Annotated in this window: 16 protein-coding genes, 1 pseudogene and 1 riboswitch; of the genes and pseudogenes, 10 read left to right on the forward strand and 7 right to left on the reverse strand. The window is 46.2% G+C overall.

Going from position 1 to position 20,074, the window contains the following annotated elements; all coding sequences use genetic code 11:
• Positions 1-227: 227 nt before the first annotated feature.
• The gene (locus H8796_RS19260) at positions 228-1,781 is read right to left on the reverse strand and encodes an ATP-binding protein (RefSeq protein WP_117935709.1); all 1,554 of its coding nucleotides are present in this window, start codon (positions 1,779-1,781) and stop codon (positions 228-230) included.
• 200 nt (positions 1,782-1,981) lie between these two features.
• On the opposite strand from H8796_RS19260, the gene purT reads away from it, so the two are divergent.
• Positions 1,982-3,148: a formate-dependent phosphoribosylglycinamide formyltransferase gene (gene purT / locus H8796_RS19265; RefSeq protein ID WP_117935711.1), complete on the forward strand. Its 1,167-nt coding sequence runs from the start codon at positions 1,982-1,984 to the stop codon at positions 3,146-3,148.
• 24 nt (positions 3,149-3,172) lie between these two features.
• Complete coding sequence (locus H8796_RS19270) at positions 3,173-4,120, forward strand: outer membrane beta-barrel protein (protein ID WP_187343862.1); 948 nt, start codon at positions 3,173-3,175, stop codon at positions 4,118-4,120.
• 70 nt (positions 4,121-4,190) lie between these two features.
• Here the strand turns inward: H8796_RS19270 and H8796_RS19275 are convergent, their stop codons facing one another.
• The 6 genes from H8796_RS19275 to H8796_RS19300 form a co-directional block, all read right to left on the reverse strand.
• The gene (locus tag H8796_RS19275; protein ID WP_117935713.1) at positions 4,191-4,643 is read right to left on the reverse strand and encodes an N-acetylmuramoyl-L-alanine amidase; all 453 of its coding nucleotides are present in this window, start codon (positions 4,641-4,643) and stop codon (positions 4,191-4,193) included.
• Positions 4,644-4,647: 4 nt separating this feature from the next.
• The gene (locus H8796_RS19280; RefSeq protein WP_117935615.1) at positions 4,648-4,950 is read right to left on the reverse strand and encodes a hypothetical protein; all 303 of its coding nucleotides are present in this window, start codon (positions 4,948-4,950) and stop codon (positions 4,648-4,650) included.
• Between the two features lie 141 nt (positions 4,951-5,091).
• The gene (locus H8796_RS19285; RefSeq protein WP_117935617.1) at positions 5,092-5,607 is read right to left on the reverse strand and encodes an HU family DNA-binding protein; all 516 of its coding nucleotides are present in this window, start codon (positions 5,605-5,607) and stop codon (positions 5,092-5,094) included.
• A 188-nt stretch (positions 5,608-5,795) separates the two neighbouring features.
• Positions 5,796-7,175: a replicative DNA helicase gene (gene dnaB / locus H8796_RS19290; protein ID WP_117935619.1), complete on the reverse strand. Its 1,380-nt coding sequence runs from the start codon at positions 7,173-7,175 to the stop codon at positions 5,796-5,798.
• Between the two features lie 16 nt (positions 7,176-7,191).
• Positions 7,192-7,827 (reverse strand): hypothetical protein, encoded by a 636-nt coding sequence (locus tag H8796_RS19295; RefSeq protein WP_117935620.1) that lies wholly within the window; start codon positions 7,825-7,827, stop codon positions 7,192-7,194.
• 433 nt (positions 7,828-8,260) lie between these two features.
• Positions 8,261-8,557: a DUF4248 domain-containing protein gene (locus H8796_RS19300; RefSeq protein ID WP_233530304.1), complete on the reverse strand. Its 297-nt coding sequence runs from the start codon at positions 8,555-8,557 to the stop codon at positions 8,261-8,263.
• 202 nt (positions 8,558-8,759) lie between these two features.
• Between H8796_RS19300 and H8796_RS19305 the strand changes: the two are divergent.
• The 8 genes and pseudogenes from H8796_RS19305 to H8796_RS19335 all read left to right on the forward strand — a co-directional run.
• Positions 8,760-9,521: pseudogene (locus tag H8796_RS19305) on the forward strand (tyrosine-type recombinase/integrase); the annotation flags it as partial.
• A gap of 447 nt (positions 9,522-9,968) precedes the next feature.
• Positions 9,969-10,862 (forward strand): phage integrase SAM-like domain-containing protein, encoded by an 894-nt coding sequence (locus H8796_RS19310; protein ID WP_004289225.1) that lies wholly within the window; start codon positions 9,969-9,971, stop codon positions 10,860-10,862.
• A gap of 46 nt (positions 10,863-10,908) precedes the next feature.
• Positions 10,909-11,238 (forward strand): hypothetical protein, encoded by a 330-nt coding sequence (locus H8796_RS25495; RefSeq protein ID WP_004289226.1) that lies wholly within the window; start codon positions 10,909-10,911, stop codon positions 11,236-11,238.
• A 386-nt stretch (positions 11,239-11,624) separates the two neighbouring features.
• Positions 11,625-11,817, forward strand: a riboswitch (cobalamin riboswitch).
• A gap of 154 nt (positions 11,818-11,971) precedes the next feature.
• On the forward strand, positions 11,972-12,889 hold the full coding sequence (locus H8796_RS19315; protein WP_004289228.1) for a DUF4465 domain-containing protein: 918 nt from the start codon (positions 11,972-11,974) through the stop codon (positions 12,887-12,889).
• A gap of 64 nt (positions 12,890-12,953) precedes the next feature.
• A complete protein-coding gene (locus H8796_RS19320; RefSeq protein ID WP_004293827.1) occupies positions 12,954-14,735 on the forward strand; it encodes a PKD-like domain-containing protein in 1,782 nt (593 codons plus the stop codon).
• A 14-nt stretch (positions 14,736-14,749) separates the two neighbouring features.
• The gene (locus tag H8796_RS19325) at positions 14,750-16,840 is read left to right on the forward strand and encodes a lipoprotein (RefSeq protein WP_004311297.1); all 2,091 of its coding nucleotides are present in this window, start codon (positions 14,750-14,752) and stop codon (positions 16,838-16,840) included.
• A 28-nt stretch (positions 16,841-16,868) separates the two neighbouring features.
• Positions 16,869-17,969, forward strand: a complete 1,101-nt coding sequence (locus tag H8796_RS19330) for a YncE family protein (RefSeq protein ID WP_004293828.1) — start codon at positions 16,869-16,871, stop codon at positions 17,967-17,969.
• A gap of 18 nt (positions 17,970-17,987) precedes the next feature.
• The gene (locus H8796_RS19335; RefSeq protein ID WP_004311295.1) at positions 17,988-20,066 is read left to right on the forward strand and encodes a TonB-dependent siderophore receptor; all 2,079 of its coding nucleotides are present in this window, start codon (positions 17,988-17,990) and stop codon (positions 20,064-20,066) included.
• Positions 20,067-20,074 lie beyond the last annotated feature (8 nt).

Genomic DNA, 20,074 nt, shown 5'->3' on the forward strand with positions numbered 1-20,074 from the left:
GATTGACCAATTCAGGCAAATTTCTGCTACAAATCAATAGCAAAACAAGTTTGGGGGCAATAATCTATCAATAAACTAAATTAACCCATCGAGTTTCCTGCCTCTTTGTTAAAAATCAATGGATTAGCAATTTTACAAAATAGTGGCAATGACAACTAGTTTTGTGTTCGAACACAATAAATCCCATTTTTCGGGCATTCCTTAATAAAGTTTAAAGGCGGAATTCCCTATTTTTCGACTATCCATTTCTCTATATTTCGCATTTCCGCACTAAAGTTCACTCCAATCTTAAAGAGCTTACGATCATCGTTTTCAAACGGTTGCGCATAATGCTTTTCGTTGATTTGTAGCAGAGCTTCTTCAGCCGTACCATCCAACTTAAATTCCATCACATAGATAAATTTATCCGTCTGCAAAAGAAGATCAATGCGTCCTGCACTTGTGTGATACTCTGCTTTGACGTAAAAACCAACAAGTTTGAAGACAATAAAAAGAACATTCTGATAATGTAATTCCAAGTCGCGGACTAATTCATAAGGTGTATCTGCAAAGAAACTTTGCAGACGGCGGAAGAAAGAGTCATAATCTCCGGATTCCACTTCACGAACAAACTTCTGTATTTCAAACTGCGATTCCACAGCGTTGGTATTAGCATAGAAAGGAAGCAGAAAGTTGATGAACCCCTCTTCCACTTCACGGTTCGGAAATCCCAGGCGATAAATGCCAAACCGTTGATCGTATCCCTTTATGGTAAGATAACCGCTTTGGTAGATTACCGGAATAGGATTGTCTGATGTAGAATCAATGCTGTTCAATACAGTGGCAGTCGTTTCTTCGTGCGCCATACGGCGAAGATCATAATGATGTTTTTTAAGCAGTTCTACCAGATAGGTGGGAGTACCGGTCTCAAACCAATAACTACCAAATTCATTGTATTTAAAAGTATTGAGCAGACTGAACGGATTATACATACCGATAGAGTTGTGCGTAAAATGATAACCATCGTAATACTCCTGCAATTTTGCGCAAATTTCATCATACGTCATTCCTTGAGCACTGGCCAGACTATGAAGCTCATCCTCCAGATTGTCATGCAATTCCTGCTCATTAATGCCACAGATATCTATATACTGATTCCGCATCGAGATATCATCCAGATTATTCAGATCACTGAATACACTGACCTTACCGAATTTGGTTACTCCCGTCAACATACCAAACTTGATGCATCCATCCTTACTCTTCAATGCTCCGTAAAAAGCCTTCAATGTCTCACGATAGCTTTTCTGAAGCTCGTCATTACCTATGGCTTGCAACATCGGTTTATCATATTCGTCTACAAGCACCACCACCCGCTGTCCGGTCTTATCACAAGCACGCTGAATGATACCTTGAAAACGGGAAGCAAATGTTCTTTCATAATCCTGTGCGCCATAGAGAGCTTCCCATCCACGCAAAGCACTTTCCAGAACCTGATCGAGCGCTTCGGGAGCAGTATATTTCTCCGCATTCAAATCCAGATGCAATATGGGGTATTTTATCCAATCCTTTTCCAGTTTTTCCATTGCCAATCCATCAAAGAGTTCTTTCTTTCCTTGAAAATAGGCTTCGAGCGTAGAAAGCAGAAGACTTTTACCAAAACGACGAGGGCGGCTAAGGAAATAATAACGTCCAGTCTTCACCAATTGGTAGACTAAAGCCGTTTTATCAATATAAAAGTAGCCGTCATTACGTAAGCTCTCAAAATTTTGTATTCCGATAGGATATATTTTATTTTCCATACACTCCACTCTTTTTAAATTGCAATACACAAAGATACGCTTTTCGATTAAAGAAAACATAAAATCCGGCATGAAAGTTTTTCGTACAAGATTCACTTTCTCCTTTTATTTATAAAACAAAAATTTAAATACGCCGATAATCTATATATTATCCATTTTTTGCTGTAATTTTGCACCACTAATATAAAACACTCAAAATGATGAAGAAAATACTGTTACTCGGTTCCGGCGAACTAGGAAAAGAATTTGTAATTTCAGCTCAACGTAAAGGCCAGCACATCATTGCTTGCGACTCCTATGCAGGAGCACCGGCTATGCAAGTGGCCGATGAATTTGAAATATTCGACATGCTGAACGGTGAAGAACTGGAACGCGTGGTGAAGAAACATCGCCCGGACATTATCGTTCCGGAGATTGAAGCAATCCGTACGGAACGTTTATACGACTTCGAAAAAGAAGGGATTCAGGTAGTTCCCAGCGCTCGTGCCGTGAACTTCACCATGAACCGTAAAGCCATTCGCGACCTTGCCGCCCAAGAACTCGGACTGAAAACAGCCAAATACTTCTATGCCAAAACCCTGGAAGAACTGAAAGAAGCTGCCGACAAAATCGGTTTCCCTTGTGTCGTTAAACCGTTGATGTCCTCTTCCGGCAAAGGACAATCGCTCGTGAAGAGTGCCGACGAACTCGAACACGCCTGGGAATACGGATGCAGTGGCAGCCGTGGCGATATTCGCGAACTTATCATTGAAGAATTCATCAAGTTCGACAGCGAAATCACCCTGCTCACCGTTACCCAAAAGAACGGTCCTACCCTCTTCTGCCCTCCCATCGGACACGTGCAGAAAGGTGGCGACTATCGTGAAAGTTTCCAGCCTGCACACATTGATCCCGCCCATTTGAAAGAAGCGGAAGAGATGGCCGAGAAAGTAACCCGTGCATTGACAGGCGCAGGACTTTGGGGAGTTGAATTCTTCCTAAGCCACGAGAACGGAGTCTATTTCTCCGAACTTTCTCCTCGTCCGCATGACACAGGTATGGTGACACTGGCGGGCACACAAAACCTGAATGAGTTCGAACTCCACTTACGTGCCGTACTTGGCCTGCCCATTCCCGGCATCAAACAAGAACGGATAGGCGCAAGCGCTGTGATCCTTTCCCCGATTGCCAGCCAGGAACGCCCGCAATATCGTGGCATGGAAGAAGTGACAAAAGAAAAAGATACCTACCTCCGCATATTCGGCAAACCGTTTACCCGCGTCAACCGCCGTATGGGAGTAGTGCTTTGCTATGCTCCGCTGGATGCCGATTTGGATGCCCTGCGTGATAAGGCAAAGAGAATTGCCGAGAAAGTAGAGGTATTCTAAAGCCAGACAACAATTCTAAATCTAATGACAAAACACTTGAAAACCGTCAATTTGTACGGAGTCGCCATGCTGTTGCTGATGACTGCCTGTTCGCCCAAAGTGGTGACCCACATTTCGAAAGTCTATCCGGATATTATTCCGACAGATTCGGTCTATGTCATCGAACTGGGAGATAAAGTACCTAACACAGCCGAAACCATAGGCCGCATTTCAGTGGTAGACCGGGGCACTTCGTCCAAATGCCGTTACGATCAGGTGTTACATCTGGCGCAAGAAGCTACGGGAAAGAATGGCGGCAACGGACTTGCCATCACCGACCATCTGAAACCCTCCTTTTGGGGAAGCTCCTGCCATCAGATATCCGGCTTGATGCTTCGCCTTTCGGACCGTCAGGTGGACACAATGAAAGTCAATCCGGTGCAAGACATGATCGAACTCGACCATGTAGTGACTAAAGAACGGGCAGAGAACAGACGGGCTCCGTCCAGCACTTTCGAAGGGAGTATAGGATACGGATGGGTGACCAGCAAACTCTATGACGTCGATGGCCGCTCTTTGGGAAGCAAAGGCGGTGTAGATTGGAAACTCTCTTACGAATACACCTGGAGCAGTGGCTGGGGTATCGGAATGCAATATTCCGGTTTCAGAGCCTCTTTCCCCGGCGGAAACATGATGTTGTCCTACATTGCCCCCGAATGGGTGGTACGTTCCAGATGGGATAAATGGATACTAAAAGCCGGGCTAGGCTTGGGATTATTCCTCTACAACGAACCGGGTTACCATTCCAGCGGACTGGGAGCACACGCTACGGTAGGCTTAGAATACATGATTACCAACCAATGGGGAGTAGGTATATCTGCAAACACCATCAATGGCAGCCTGCCGGATCGCAGCGAAGTAAAGCTAAAAGACAACGAACGTACCGGAATTACCCGCTTCAACGTTCTCGGAGGAATACGCTGGTATTTCTGATGCATGCTTGCTTAAAAAGAAAACTCCAACCAATACGACTGATACAGTCTCATTGATTGGAGTTTTTTTCTTATTTATCCCTGTCCCACTCGGTTTCAGCGTTAAAACAAGGACACGCTTTCACCCACTCTTCCGGCTCTATCTCGCCATTTCCGTTGAGGTCGGGACTAAGATCGCGATGTCCGCACACCCTGCAACCCGGATAATCCCGCAACAGCGTAAGAATCAATACCCGCAGCGAGTGCTTCTGCCATTCGGTACGGGTGTCTTTGGGCTGCCCTTTGCAGTCGAGCCCGCCCTCATAACAAATGCCGATACTCTCCTTGTTGAAACCTTTGGCGTGTGCCCCGATTTTCTCTACCGCCCGCGTGGATTTAATATCTCCGTTTTTGCGGATATAAAAATGATACCCCGCCCCGTTGAATCCCCGCCTGCGGTGGCAGTCGTCCAAATCAAATTCCGTAAAACTCTTGTCCTCACGCGTGGCGGAGCAGTGCACCACAATCAGATTGATGTTTCTCATGGCCTCACTCTCTGTATTCTTTGACATTACTACGCTGCACGCACTCCTTATTAATACATTGCAAAGCAGCAGCCTGTGCCAGCTGCCCTCTCAATGAGAACATCTCTGTATGCATCTCTTTCACTTTCGAGCTAAGGTCGAAATAATCCTTCAATACCTTTTCCAACTGCTGCATCAGAAATGTATATTGGTCTTTCACCAGTTCGCTGAACTCTTTGACTTCCTGCGCCATTGCCTGACGTTTTTTGCGATTGCTACCCAGAAAAGGGAGAATCGTCATAACGATTTCAATAATTTTATCTAGCATGATTTTTATTCAATTAAGAGAATGAAGAAAAATGAAGAGAATAAGAAAAGAGAAATAGAAAAAAGAAAGAACGGAAAAAAGAAGAATCATAAAGAGAAAGAGGGAGCAGCCGGAAAGCCGGACACTCCCTCTCTTCACTCATTATGCTGCAGGGTCCGGAGCCTCGCCGCTACCTCCGCCGGTTCCGCCTCCGGTATTTCCACCTTCGCCGCCGGAACCCTCGTTTTCAGCTTCTCCCTTTCCAGCCAGAACGAAATCCACATTATTCTCGCTGCGGGTGGAGGTATGACTGGTATTCACCAAGCGGAGCGCCTTATCTGCCACAAACCGCACATTCACCCTGCGGATGCTGCGCACCGTGCAATCTTTCTCTTTCTCCGTCCCCTCACTGCTCAATGTGATATGAAAGGTTCCCAATCCATCAATCTTCACCTTGTCGCCTTGCGTGAGCGACAGGCGCAACTGCTCCACAAAAGCCTCGATAGAATGCTTCACATCTCCCGCCGTGAGCGAAGAATTGGCCTCGATAGCGTCCGCCAACTTATTGACGTCCATCACTCTCACTGTACCCGATTTCTGGCGTACATAATACAACATCTGTGAATTTTCCTGATTCACATACTTTCTGCGCTGATAGCGCTCCACTAATACGTTCATAATTGAAAAAAGTTAAGGTTTAGGTAATTACATTTTCTGTCCTTACGACATTACAAATATACAAAATTTGGAAGGCAAAGTCAAGCATTTTGCCATTTATTTATTCAACAAATTGAAATAAAAATAGGAAAATATTCAAGACATAGATGTCATAAAATATCACGAACGTAACCATCTCATATCCGCCCTTATTTAGCATGCTTCAACAAATATTCCAAAGTAGGAACATAATCCGTGATTTTCGTCAGTTCCGGATTGTGGTGGAAATAGGCATTCCCCGTCTCCCCGTTGCGTTGCTTGGCTACGATCACCACTCCCAGCCCATCCGTCTGATAACCGCTCTCCTTGTCCGTCACAATCCGCGACAGCGCCGGCCGGTAGAGCAACATCACAACGTCCGCATCCTGCTCGATAGCACCACTCTCGCGCAACTGGCTCAACTCCGGACGCCTGTCGATATGCCCCTCCGCCAACCGGTTCAACTGGCTTAACAATATCACCGGCACATTCAGCTCTTTGGCCAGCAGCTTCGCCTTTCGGGTGGCCTGCGCCACTTCCTGTTCGCGGTTACGGTTGTTTTGCCCCGTCGTCATATCGCAAAGTTGCAGGTAGTCGATAATAATCAGGTCACACGCATTTTGGCTTTGCAGCAACCGTGCGCTCGAACGCACATGATCCATGCTCACCACCGAACCGTCGTCCACGTGTATCTGCAAGCGAGCGAGTTCCGCTGCTGCGGCACGGGCTTCCACCATCTCCTGCCCGCTGGCCGTTCCCGTCCGCCAATGCCGGGCACTTATCTCGCTGGCCGCTGCCAGCCAACGATCCGCCAACCGTTCTCCCTGCATCTCAAGGCTATATACCACCACTGCACGCCCTGCCATCGCTGCGCTACGTGCCAGGTGTAACGCTAAAGCCGTCTTTCCCACCGAGGGACGGAAGGCCATCACCACCAGTTCCCCGTTCTGCCATCCGGACGTCATACGATCCAGATCCGCCAATCCCGTCGGGATGCCCGTCACCCCGTTCACACTCTTGGCCATACGCGCTTCGGCTTCTTTCATGGTGTCCGTCATCAATGCATCCATGCCACGCATCGTATCATTATGCCCGAATTCCCCCTCCAGGCGGTCGAGCAGGTTGTGGGCGTCTACAAGCGTATCGGCAATGTCAATCGTTTCGTCCAGCGAGCAGGCAAGCAGCTTGTTAAGTCCCAGAATCATTTCACGTCGCAGATACTTCTCATGCACGATCTTTATGTGATATTCGATATGCGCGGAACTTGCCACCTTGCTGCTAAGCAACGTCACATTATAAGCTCCTCCCGCATCTTCGAGCGTCCCCCTACGGGCAAGTTCCTCTTTTACGGTGAGTATATCTATTTTCGTACCCGCCTGATACATCGCCATCATGGCGGCAAAAATCAGCTGATGGCGGACTACGTAGAACATTTCCGGGCGTAGCTTGTCGGCTACCAGCGGCAGAGCCTCCTGTTCTATCAGGCAGGCTCCTATGATGGCTTCCTCTACTTCGGGAGCCTGTGGCGAAACTCTATTTTCGGTATTCATATTTCTTTTCCGGGGGTTAATATTCGTTGAGGAATGCTTTGTTAGACAGATAAGTGGCGGCGTGCAGCAGGTAGTTGGCATTGGTCTGATGGAAATAATAATCTTCAATACGTTCCAGAGCGAGCTTCTGCTCCTTTCCGCTTAGTTTTTTCCATTCGCGCTGCGCTTTGGCTATGTTTTCTTTGGGAAGCAGGGTGATTCGGTGATATTCTTCCCAGAAAAAGTCAAATTGCTCCTTGGCGGCTTTCCTTTGCAGTTTCAGGTCGTCAGGGCTGGCTTGGGGGATACTCACCCAATTTTCATAATTCACCACACGAATATGTAGTATAACTGCATCTTTATGCGGAATAATTTCAATAATCCCTTTTGCACACAATCTTTGCATAAACCGATATGTTTTGCCTGCCGACCAGTGGAAAACGTCCCCCCAACTCCGGTAACTACGCAGGCTCTCTCCTCTCTTGCACACGCTTTTATTGTGCCAATAATCAGTGTATTCCGTTTCGGAATAGTTCACTTTGAGAAGAAGTTTTATGAAAGCCTCCACATCGCCCTCGTGGCGGTCACAACTATTCATATATTCTGTAAACATCAGTTTAGAAATCACAATATAACCGTTTCCGGCCATTTGTTGCGGATTTACATTTTGCATACTTGTCACTTTTTTAAATTTTCAACAAAAATAGCCTATACACTGGGGCGCTCCTAAATTTTCGATTCCTTTCGACCGTGTACGGCTCTAAAGAATTGTATAGACCTATCCATGATTCCTCCCTGTGCCCGAATAAGACAGAAAGAAGCGAGAGCAAAAAAACAGAAGCTCCGTTTGCCTGAAACGGAACTTCTGAATGTATCAAATGGAGGCTCTTTCGCATGGATTTAGAGCCTTCATTTAGGGGACAAAAAAGCGTCTTTTTGCCGAACGCATAGTGGAACGGTCTCCGAAAGCAGATAACTCGCTATATGACAAACGGTTACACCTACCTAAAAAAAGACCCTTGAAACACTAACCGTATTATTATAAATATATAAATAATAAACTATATATATTAAAATATATAGTTCGATTTTTCTATTTTTGAAGATTAATGTTTCATTTCTTCGGGTGCGTTCGGGTAGATGATTGCCATCACAATTTTGGGAGGTCCCCAGCATTGAACAATGATCTCCTGCATCTTCGGAGTCAGGTAGGTGGTGTGTTCGGTGTAGCCGGCAGCTTGCAGCTCGGCGGTGAGTGACAGATTTTGGTCAATCTTGTCACGCATTCTTTTTCTAGACGCGGTAACGCCCGAAGGACACGGAAAATATTCCATCGCAAGTTGCGAGAATGGTTTGAAACCATTGATAATGTAGGTTTCCGTGACTGTTTTGTTTTCTTTCATTATTATAAAATTAAGTTGTATATCAAACCTATTTTGTCGGTTTAATTTCCCACAAAAGTATGAAAAGGAATTGAATTACAACTATAAAATAAATTGAATTTTTAGGACGTAATTTACGTGTGTCAAAATCTATTTGTAGTTTTGTCTGATCGAATAAATTCGGCTGTTAAATCAGTAAATAATAATTATTAAAAAAAAGTTGATGAAGAAAGAAGATTTGATTTCATTTATGAAAGAAATCGCTGCCGAGTTGCAGCGAAGGGGAAATTTAGGGACTGCTCATGTGTACCGGAGCAGCTTGAATGCAATCCGCACTTTTCTAGGTTCGGACAAGATGCCGTTTCGGCAACTGACGCCCGAATGGTTGAAGCGTTTCGAGAATAGTCTGCGGGAACGTGGATGCAGTTGGAACACAGTGTCTACTTATCTGCGCACCTTGCGGGCGGTCTATAACCGTGCGGTTAGCCAGCGGAAAGCAACGTATGTGCCTCATTTATTCCGTTCGGTTTACACGGGTACAAGGGCGGACCATCAGCGGGCATTGGACAATGAGGACATGAAGAAAGTGTTTACCCGCCTAGCGACACAATCCTCCGCCACTACTGCCATGCGTACCGCACAAGATTGGTTTATCCTGATGTTCCTGCTCCGCGGATTGCCGTTCGTCGATCTGGCTTATCTACGCAAGAATGATTTGAAGGAGAATGTAATCACGTATCGACGCAGAAAGACAGGCCGCACATTGTCCGTGACACTGACAACGGAAGCGATGTTTCTGTTGCAGCGCTATATGAATCGGGATGTCGCTTCTCCCTATCTGTTTCCCATCCTGCGGAGTGGTGAGGGAACGGAAGAGGCATACCGGGAATATCAGTTGGCATTGCGGGGATTTAATCACCAGCTGGCTTTGTTGGGTGAACTGTTGGGAATCAAAGGCAAGTTAAGTTCTTACGCTGCGAAACATCATACAATCTCTATCTAATTGAAAATTAAACAGTTATTTCTGTTTAATTAATATCAGGTAACGATTTAGAAACGAGCGAATTACAATATTCTGTTTTCTTTTGCCTCTGTCAAAGAACGATTCTTTCAATGCAAATATACACTTTACTTGTGACAAAAGCAATCTTTTTCTACATTTAATCGACTTACAGTCAGCCTTAAAGAGGGTATCTGGTCTCATTCCATCTTCTTCCTCAAAAATAACATAGCAGTCTAAATTGGTTTATGTATGGGATAGGTCTTGTTCATTCGATCCGGTAGACTACTATACATAAAAGTATAAAGGCGAGATACGACAAGGAGATGCCATGCTTTTGTGTAAGGGGAATCTCTCTTAGCTTATCGCAGACCATGTATAGCTAAGTGTTTTGAGAATAAACAGTCTGTAAAAAACGGAAAGACACCGATTATGGGCCGTATCACCATCAATGGAACCCAAGCCGGTTTCAGTTGTAAGAAAGAAGTGTCCCTCGCTTTGTGGGACGTCAAAACCAACCGGGCCAAAGGCAAGTCCGAGGAGGCCCGTACACTCAATCAGGAGCTTGACAATATCAAGGCGCAAATCACCAGGCACTACCAGTACATCTGCGACCACGACAGTTTTGTTACAGCCAAGAAAGTCTATAACCGCTATGTCGGCTTCTCAGAGGAATGCCACACCCTTATGAACCTTTTCAGGGAACAGCTGGAACCGTATAAAAAGAAAATCGGCATAGAGAAAGCCGAAAGCACCTACTGCGGTCTGGTTGCCGATTACAAGAGTCTCCTGCTTTTCATGAAAAGCAAGAAGAATGCAGAGGATATTGTCATCGAAGAACTTGAGAAATCATTCATCGAGGATTACTACAACTGGATGCTCGGTACATGCGCTTTGGCAAACTCCACTGTCTTCGGGCGTGTCAATACCTTGAAGTGGCTGATGTATATCGCGCAGGAAAAAGGCTGGATACGGGTTCATCCGTTCGCATCATTCGAGTGTATGCCCGAATACAAGAGGCGTTCTTTCCTTTCCGAAGAGGAACTGCAAAGGATAATCCATATAGAACCGAGATACAAACGCCAGCGTGCCATGCGCGACATGTTCCTGTTCATGTGCTTCACCGGTCTTTCCTATGTGGACTTGAAAGCCATAACATACGATAATATCCATACCGACTCCGACGGCGGTACATGGCTGATGGGCAACCGTATAAAAACGGGAGTGGCGTATGTCGTAAAATTATTGCCCATTGCTATCGAACTGATTGAAAAATATAGGGGTACGGATGAAAAGAAAGACTCCCCGAATGTGTCTTTCCGGTAGGTGAATACAATGCCATGCGGCTCAGTCTTGGAATCATAGGCAGGAAATGCAACTCCGGGGCGAGGTCACCCCGCACATCGGACGCCACGCATTTGCCGTTCTGGCCATACTCAAGGGGATGCTGCTGGAAACTCTTCAGAAAGTGTTTGGGCATAAGTCCATCACATACGTCCTGCGCATCCATTCACTTGTCCGGCGCAGGCGGGGCAATCTTTTTCTGGAAGTCGCCCATCTGTACGACCAGCGTGCTGACCAGCTTTCTCAACTCCTAATACGCGCTTGTTTCAATAATTGTCAGTTCCATACTAAAATTCTTTTTAAGATTCTGAATATGCGACAAAGTAACGCACATCCTATATCCTTTCCAAACAGATAATATCAGAGTCTTCCGTTGGCGTGCATTGGCGTATCCAACGTTAAAAGAGAAGGTCCTTCACCTGCATCCATGCGGCAACGGAACTTCCATTCCCTTACTTGTTTTCCATAAATTTATAGGATTAATTTCTGGTGCATGATATTAATAGTCATTATTCTGTCTGCTTTTTTTGCTTGCATAATTGCAGCTAACAGTTATCTATTCCAGAACGCATTGTTATGGAAAATGGCAAGCTGTTTTGTTGGTTTATGGATATTGTGTATGATAATTACCGTCTTCGTTTGTCGTAAACTTGAATGCTCTAATTAAAACAGTACGGTTGTCATGCTTTGTGTGTTTTATTATAAATATTATGAATTATTTGGAATTGATATGTAATATAGATAATTTTGCAGTCGGGAAATGGTTTCGGGAGGTTTACGCCTTCCGAATGAAAAGGGAACCCGGTGAAAATCCGGGACAGTACCCGCTGCTGTGAGTCCACAAAAACGGACATCGAACTTTTGCCACTGGTGTAATACCGGGAAGGCACGATGACCGGGACGAGTCAGAAGACCTGCCATGACCGGAATGAGATTTACACCTGCGGGATATACGGGTCGTAATCAAATAAGGAATAGCTCATCGGCCATTCAATATTTGAAGACAGACATATTCCCGTTCGTGTAAGTCCGCACGAACGGGAATTTTTTGTGTTTGTTAATAATATGTTTTACATTAAAATGAGTGACCTATGAAAAGAAAATTACGCTTTCTGGCAGGTGCCTGTCTATTTACCGCAACCGCCTTGTTCTCTGGCTGTAGCTCGGACGATGACTTTTTGATGGACCCGGTTGATTCCGGAACTTCGCAAACCCGTGCTGTGACAAATTCGGACGGTACTTTAACTATCACTTTCGATGATTTCGATCCCGGCATGTTAGCAGGACCTACCTCGGCCGGAGAAAATCTTTATTCGTACCAAGGGTATCCTCAAGTAACCACCATTTACGACAATACTCCGGAAGAATATCTCTTCCTTTCAATGTTTAATACTGTAGGTGGAAGCACAGAGTATTCCAGCGGCGGCATCGCACTTTCCAACTGGAACATCCGCTCCAATCAGTCGGGAAATACCGGAGACTGGTGGTATTCTTATCTAAACCAATGTTCTGTCTATAACACTGCGGTGGAAGCGGAAGGACAGAATAAGGAAGCCGGGCACAGCGGTTCCAATTTCGGTGTCGTTTACGGATATGTGGATGCTTACAATCAGGCATGGATGGCTAAACCAGAATTTTATTTCAATGTTCCCCGGAAATTGGTCGGCCTGTGGATCTGCAACACCTCATACACTTATGGTGTCATTACTTATGGTAATCAGTTCGGTTCTACGGGGGTAGCGACTCCTCTGAAAGAGATGAAAGGGTATTTCCAAGTGAATCTGGAATGTTATGATGCGAATGGCGGTCTGATCCGCACTTACAAACGTCTTTTAGCCGATTATCGTAACGGCCAACAACAGGTTGATCCTATCACGACATGGGATTATTGGGAAATCAATGCCGAAGGGGTGCAAAGTGTGAAATTCAACTTCGAGGGTTCGGATTCGGGAGCATACGGTTTGAATACTCCGGCTTATATCTGTATTGATGATATCACCATACAATAAAAAGAATACAAGGATATCCCTTCTGTCGGGGGTATCCCTGTTATTTTTCTAAAATCCACACATCATGCATCGTTTTCACTATTTTATTATTTCTGCCTGTATGCTGTTCACCTCCTGCAACAAGGATGAAGTCATTACCGAAGAAGTAGGAGGACAACCTATAATAGAACTTGACAGCGAGACCGGTATTTACACGGTCAAGGTCGATCACGAATTGACTATCGCCCCGACATACCAGAATGTTGAAGATGCTCTTTTTGCTTGGACGATAGACGGTACGCTGGTTTCTTCGGGTCCGTCTCTTCAACGTACATGGAATGAATGCGGGGATTTTTATGTCAAACTAAGAGTAGACAATGCGGAAGGCTATGCCGAAGAGGAACTGAAAGTAGAAGTGAAAGAACTCACCCCTCCGGTCATCTCACTGGCACTACCTTCGCAGGGGCTAAAAGTCGTCCGGAATACCGATTACACATTTACTCCCGATATTCAGCATTCGGATGTCGAAGGGTTCAAAATCGAATGGGTACGGGAAGGAAAAATCGTTTCCACCGAGAATACTTATACTTTCAATGAAAAAGAACTCGGTGTTTATACGGTGACAATCAACGCTTCCAATATAGATGGGACAACAACGAAAGACGTAAGCGTAGAGGTCGTGGAAACGATGCCCTACGTTGTCAAATTCCCGACCCCGTCTTACCTGCAAACATCCACGGACAGGTACACTTTTGCCGACCGTCCTGTTTTCCTGCGTCCGTTGTTGGAGTATTTCGACAATCCCCGTTTTGAGTGGAGTGTGGACGGTCAGGTCATGGAAGGAGAAGTGGAACGCATGTTCAAGTTCACGCCGTCCGCACCCGGAGAATACACCGTCTCCTGTACTGTGTCGGAAGACACACCGACGGAAAAAATAAGCAGGAATATCGACAAAGGGAAAACGGCTGTCACTGCCACCGTAAAAGTCGTTTGTGTGGACAAAAAGGAACAAGACGGCTTCCGGGCTTCGGGAAGTTCCAAGCTCTGGAATAAAGTCTATGAATATACCCCAGCTCCCGGCCAATTTATCAACGAGACGAGCACGATAGGCGGTATGACCGGCAACGAAACATCCCCTGAAGCGGCTGTCGCATGGGCAACACAGCGTTTGAAAGACAAACTGCACGTCTCTTTAGGTTCTTTCGGGGGTTATATCATCGTCGGCTTCGACCACAGTATTCCCAATTCGGGTAACCAATATGATTTCTGTGTTCAGGGGAACGCCTTTGACGGCAGTTCCGAACCGGGTATCGTATGGGTCATGCAAGATATAAACGGAAACGGATTGCCGGATGACGAGTGGTACGAACTGAAAGGATCTGAAGCAGGCAAGGAAGAAACAATACAGAATTTTGAAGTGACCTATTACCGTCCGGAAGGCAAAAAAATGGATGTCCAATGGATCAGTTCCGACGGTAGAAACGGCTGGGTAGACTATCTGTCCGCTTATCATACACAAGACTATTATTATCCGGCTTGGATTTCGGAAAACAGTTATACCCTGACAGGCACTTGTCTGGCCGCCCGCAACACCCAAGATTCTCAAACCGGTTATTGGGATAATCAGAGTTATGACTGGGGGTACGTGGATAATTTCGGAAACGACCAGATAGAAGGCGGCAGTACGGTGGATGGAAGCGGACAAAGGAACGGTTTCAAAATTTCCAATGCCATCCATGCCGATGGAACGGAAGCCAATCTGCAATATATTGACTTTATCAAAATACAATGCGGTGTTCTGGCCAAAAGCGGCTGGCTGGGCGAAGTTTCTACGGAGGTATTTTCTTTTGAGGATCTAACCAAATAATAAAAATTACAAGTATGAAAATTTATTTTCTTCCCATGCTCCTATCCTTGTTCTTTTTGGGAGCGTGTGACAAAAACGATGAAATTATACCTGAAGATGCAGATGAAAATTTCATCACATCGGTCGTGATGACCGTGGACGGGAAATCGTACACGGCCGACATTACGGACAATACAGTAACAATAACCGTTCCCTATACGGTATCGCTGAACAACGCCGAAGTGGAATTCAAGTACACAACTTCTGCAACAATCATACCTGATCCTGAAACGGTAACGGACTGGGATAACGAACGAACCTTCCGGGTGACATCCTATAACGGAGATGCCCGCGAATATACCTATAAGGTCGTGAAAAGCGAGATAGAATCTGACGGAGATGTGGAGTTGAAGACCACCGAGGAGGTAGCTTCTTTTGCCGCAACCAAAACAACCGTTGTCAAAGGGAACCTGATTATCGGCTCTGATGCGGAAGAGGCAGAAAAAATCACTGACATATCTGCATTGGCATCTTTGAAAGAGGTTACTGGCAACATTGTCATTCGTAACAGTTACAACGGTGCAGACTTGACAGGGTTGGATAATATCGTTTCTGCCGGAGGTTTACAGGTAGGTTCGACCGATGTCGCCTCGAAAGCTACGGAACTTCACATGATTTCCATGAAAGCATTGGAAACGCTCTCCGGAGACATATCGGTATATAACGACCAAGTGACGTATGTCCTATTCGAGAAACTGGCAACTATTGAAGGAAGCGTGATGTTCAATGCGTCGTCGTTACAGAGTTTTGAGTTTCCGGTTCTGACTACTGTAGGTCAGGATCTGAATCTTCAAGGACTCAATGAAGAGAACACAGCAGCCGGTTCGATTGCGTCTTTGGAAATACCGGAACTGACAAGTGTCGGAGGGGTCTTGTCCGTAAACAATCTTGCCAAGCTGACTTCCATGAGCTTCCTTAAGCTGAAAGAGACCGGTGGCCTTGATTTCCATACCGTCCCCGTGATGTTGGAAACCATCAACCTTCCGGAAATCGAAACAGTAAACGGAAGTATTATTATGGAAGCCAATATGGAAGCTCCTCCTACCGGTAGTTTTGTTCCCCAACGAAATGACGTGCTTCAGGCTTTCGGTGGAATGGACAAACTGACAACGATAAAGGGACAGATAAAGATAAAGAATTTCACGGCACTCAAACAACTTCCCGACTGGAGCAAGATCACCACACTTGGAAGCATCACGCTGGATTATCTTGAAGATGTGAGCGGAACACTGCTGTTGCCGAACGCCCGATTTGAAACCTTCGGAGAAACAGCGCCCCAGATTGAAATTATAAACAAGGTGCAGCTCTCCAAAATTGAAACAGCCGAAGATTTGTCAAATGTAAATTTTGTCATCACCAGTCTCACGAATAATAAGTTCCCTGAAATCACGTTCAAGAATATCAAAGACTTCACTTGTAAGCCAACCACCAACAATACCGATTATACCATATCGACAATTCAACATGTATATGGAAATCTAAATGTGACAGGCCAAATGCGAAGCAATGCCAAATTTCCCGACTTGGAAATCATAGATGGATATGGATATATCCAAATACCCATGTTTGCTTCAATCACAATGCCAGTCTTGAAAGAAGTGGGAGGACAGTTCTATTTATCTGGAAATTTTACCAGTTGTAACTTGCCCTTACTATCCAAAGTTTGTTGTTCAGCTTCTCCTGTATATTATAAAGAGGGAGAGGGTTCGTTAGCAATATCTTTACAAAGTAAATCGCTGGATATTCCGGAATTGCTTCACGTAGGAGGTGAAGGGTTGTTCGTTAATAAAGCAACAGGCATTACTTGTGATAAATTACAGACTATAGATGGTACGCTACAGATAAAAAGTGCGACTTCTCTTTCTCAGGAAACACTTTCCATGGAGAAGTTGGAGACCTTGCATGGGGTTGTTTTTGACGGTTTGACGAAATTTACCGACTACACTTTCTTCGGCAAGTTTATAGAAAACGGAATGATTACGGGGGAAAGTTGGAGCGTGACGAAATGTGGGTATAACCCAACCTTCCAAAATATGAAGGACAAACAATATACGCAGCAGGATTAAACCTTATACCTTAACCAGAGTACCCGTAATGATTCGGGTACTCTTTTTTATCCGAATGACAATGAGCAGAACAATACAACGGATTTGCCTTTTTCTTTTCTGCCTGCCAGTTTTCGGCAGTTGCATGAAATGGGATTACGGAGAGATGGAAGATTTCTCTGTATCGGCCTCTGGTCTTTTCATTACCAACGAGGGGAATTTCCAGTACAGCAATGCCACGCTTTCCTACTACGATCCCGCCACGTGCGAAGTGGAGAATGAAGTGTTTTACCGTGCCAACGGGTTCAAGTTGGGCGATGTGGCCCAGTCTATGGTTATCCGGGACGGTATAGGCTGGATCGTGGTGAACAACTCGCATGTGATTTTCGCCATCGACATCAATACTTTCAAGGAAGTGGGCCGTATCACAGGTTTCACCTCACCCCGGTATATCCATTTTCTGTCGGATGAGAAAGCCTATGTGACGCAGATATGGGACTACCGTATCTTCATCATCAACCCCAAGACATACGAGATTACCGGCTATATCGAATGTCCAGACATGGACATGGAATCGGGTTCCACCGAACAAATGGTACAATACGGCAAGTACGTCTATGTGAACTGCTGGTCGTACCAGAACCGCATCCTGAAAATCGACACGGAGACGGACAAGGTCGTGGACGAACTGACCATCGGCATACAACCTACTTCGCTGGTCATGGACAAATACAACAAGATGTGGACCATCACGGATGGCGGTTACGAGGGCAGCCCATACGGTTACGAGGCACCGTCTCTCTATCGTATAGACGCCGAGACTTTCACCGTAGAGAAACAGTTCAAGTTTAAGCTGGGCGACTGGCCTTCGGAAGTCCAGCTCAACGGTACACGGGATACACTTTACTGGATCAACAACGATATTTGGCGAATGCCGGTGGAAGCCGACCGTGTTCCCGTCCGGCCTTTTCTGGAGTTTCGGGACACCAAATACTACGGCCTTACGGTCAATCCCAACAACGGGGAGGTATATGTGGCCGACGCTATTGATTACCAGCAACAAGGTATCGTGTATCGCTATTCGCCGCAAGGCAAGCTGATCGATGAATTTTACGTGGGAATCATTCCGGGAGCTTTCTGCTGGAAATAACGAGGAAGGAGGACAAAAATGAAAAGACATCTTATTCTATTGTTCGTGGGGGTAAGCCTGCCCTTTCTGCTTGCCGCCCAGCAGAAAAATTCCGTCAGCATTACCAAAAGGGTACTACGTATTCCGGAGGTTACGGTGGTGGGCAAACGACCTATGAAGGATATAGGCGTGCAACGAACCCGTTTCGATTCCATCGCCATGAAAGAGAACATCGCCTTGTCTATGGCCGATGTGCTGACATTCAACTCATCCGTTTTTGTCAAGAACTACGGACGCGCCACGTTATCCACCGTGGCTTTCCGGGGTACCTCTCCCTCGCATACCCAAGTGACGTGGAATGGTATGCGCATTAACAACCCGATGCTGGGCATGACGGATTTTTCCACCATCCCTTCTTACTTTATCGATGATGCCTCGCTGCTGCACGGAACGTCATCGGTAAACGAAACGGGCGGCGGCTTGGGTGGTCTGGTCAGGCTCTCCACTTCTCCGGCCAACCATGAAGGGTTCGGGTTGCAGTACGTGCAGGGAGTGGGGTCGTTCAGCACGTTCGACGAGTTTCTCCGCCTGACCTACGGTGACAAACACTGGCAGTCCTCCACCCGTGTGGTGTATTCCTCTTCCCCCAACGACTACAAATACCGAAACCGGGACAAGAAGGAAAACATCTATGACGAGGACAAGAACATCATCGGTTCCTATTACCCGACGGAACGCAACCGCAGCGGGGCTTATAAGGATCTGCACGTCTTGCAGGAAATTTATTATAACACGGGCGAAGGCGACAAGTTCGGGCTAAACGCCTGGTATATCAATTCCAACCGGGAACTGGCGATGCTCAGCACGGATTACGGGAACGACATGGACTTCGAGAACCGCCAAAGGGAGCAGACGTTTCGCGGCGTCCTCTCGTGGGATCGCGTGCGGGAGAAATGGAAGGTCGGTGTAAAAGGCGGCTATATACACACATGGATGGCCTATGATTACAAGCGGGACAAGGGAAACGGCGAAATGGCTTCGATGACCCGCTCACGCAGTAAGATTAACACGTTCTACGGAAGTGCGGACGGGGATTATGCTCCTTCAGAGAAATGGCTGTTCACGGCCGGTGTTTCCGTACACCAGCATTTGGTGGAAAGCGCGGACAAAAATATCATCTCGCAGGAAGGTAACAAGGCTGTTGTCGGGTATGACAAGGGACGTGTCGAGTTTTCCGGTTCCGTTTCTGCGAAATGGCGGCCTGTCGATCGTTTTGCCGCCTCGCTTGTCCTTCGCGAGGATATGTTCGGTACGGAATGGGCCCCGGTTATCCCGGCTTTCTTCATCGACGGGGTACTGTCGAAAAAAGGCAATATCGTGGCGAAAGCATCCATCTCCCGGAACTACCGTTTTCCCACGCTGAACGACCTCTATTTTCTGCCGGGCGGTAATCCCGACCTGAAAAGCGAGCACGGCTTCACATACGACGTGGGGTTGTCGTTCTCGGTGGGGAAAGAAAATGTATATGCTTTGAGCGGTGGTATCAACTGGTTCGATTCGCACATCGACGACTGGATCATCTGGCTACCCACAACCAAGGGATTCTTCTCCCCCAGAAACCTCAAAAAGGTACATGCTTACGGGGCAGAGACCAACGCCCACCTTGATATAATGCTCGGAAAGGACTGGAAACTGGATATGAACGGAACTTTCTCGTGGACTCCCTCGATCAACGAGAGCGAACCGATGAGTCCGGCAGACCAATCCGTCGGCAAACAGTTGCCATACGTGCCGGAGTTTTCCGCAACGGTGACCGGACGTCTGTCATGGCGGACATGGAGCCTGCTTTACAAATGGTGTTATTACAGCCAGCGTTATACCATGTCGAGTAATGACTATACCCTGACGGGCTATCTGCCCCCTTACTTCATGAATAACGTGACACTGGAAAAACAGCTCTCTTTCCGATGGGCCGATCTGTCGCTAAAGGGCAGCATCAACAACCTGTTCGATGAAGAATACCTTTCCGTATTGTCCCGTCCCATGCCGGGCATCAATTTCGAGATATTCATCGGCATAACACCCAAGTTCGGAAAAAACAAAAATAGTAAACGATAATCTGCATC

It is taken from the genome of Bacteroides sp. M10 (assembly GCF_014334015.1).
In the GTDB taxonomy this organism is placed as follows: Bacteria; Bacteroidota; Bacteroidia; order Bacteroidales; family Bacteroidaceae; genus Bacteroides; species Bacteroides intestinigallinarum.

Bases quoted from the DNA above. Each gene is read 5' to 3' on its own strand.
- H8796_RS19260 (WP_117935709.1), bottom strand. From the start codon at position 1,781: ATGGAAAATAAAATATATCCTATCGGAATACAAAATTTTGAGAGCTTA.
- purT (WP_117935711.1), top strand. From the start codon at position 1,982: ATGAAGAAAATACTGTTACTCGGTTCCGGCGAACTAGGAAAAGAATTT.
- H8796_RS19270 (WP_187343862.1), top strand. From the start codon at position 3,173: ATGACAAAACACTTGAAAACCGTCAATTTGTACGGAGTCGCCATGCTG.
- H8796_RS19275 (WP_117935713.1), bottom strand. From the start codon at position 4,643: ATGAGAAACATCAATCTGATTGTGGTGCACTGCTCCGCCACGCGTGAG.
- H8796_RS19280 (WP_117935615.1), bottom strand. From the start codon at position 4,950: ATGCTAGATAAAATTATTGAAATCGTTATGACGATTCTCCCTTTTCTG.
- H8796_RS19285 (WP_117935617.1), bottom strand. From the start codon at position 5,607: ATGAACGTATTAGTGGAGCGCTATCAGCGCAGAAAGTATGTGAATCAG.
- dnaB (WP_117935619.1), bottom strand. From the start codon at position 7,175: ATGAATACCGAAAATAGAGTTTCGCCACAGGCTCCCGAAGTAGAGGAA.
- H8796_RS19295 (WP_117935620.1), bottom strand. From the start codon at position 7,827: ATGCAAAATGTAAATCCGCAACAAATGGCCGGAAACGGTTATATTGTG.
- H8796_RS19300 (WP_233530304.1), bottom strand. From the start codon at position 8,557: ATGAAAGAAAACAAAACAGTCACGGAAACCTACATTATCAATGGTTTC.
- H8796_RS19310 (WP_004289225.1), top strand. From the start codon at position 9,969: ATGGGCCGTATCACCATCAATGGAACCCAAGCCGGTTTCAGTTGTAAG.
- H8796_RS25495 (WP_004289226.1), top strand. From the start codon at position 10,909: ATGCAACTCCGGGGCGAGGTCACCCCGCACATCGGACGCCACGCATTT.
- H8796_RS19315 (WP_004289228.1), top strand. From the start codon at position 11,972: ATGAAAAGAAAATTACGCTTTCTGGCAGGTGCCTGTCTATTTACCGCA.
- H8796_RS19320 (WP_004293827.1), top strand. From the start codon at position 12,954: ATGCATCGTTTTCACTATTTTATTATTTCTGCCTGTATGCTGTTCACC.
- H8796_RS19325 (WP_004311297.1), top strand. From the start codon at position 14,750: ATGAAAATTTATTTTCTTCCCATGCTCCTATCCTTGTTCTTTTTGGGA.
- H8796_RS19330 (WP_004293828.1), top strand. From the start codon at position 16,869: ATGATTCGGGTACTCTTTTTTATCCGAATGACAATGAGCAGAACAATA.
- H8796_RS19335 (WP_004311295.1), top strand. From the start codon at position 17,988: ATGAAAAGACATCTTATTCTATTGTTCGTGGGGGTAAGCCTGCCCTTT.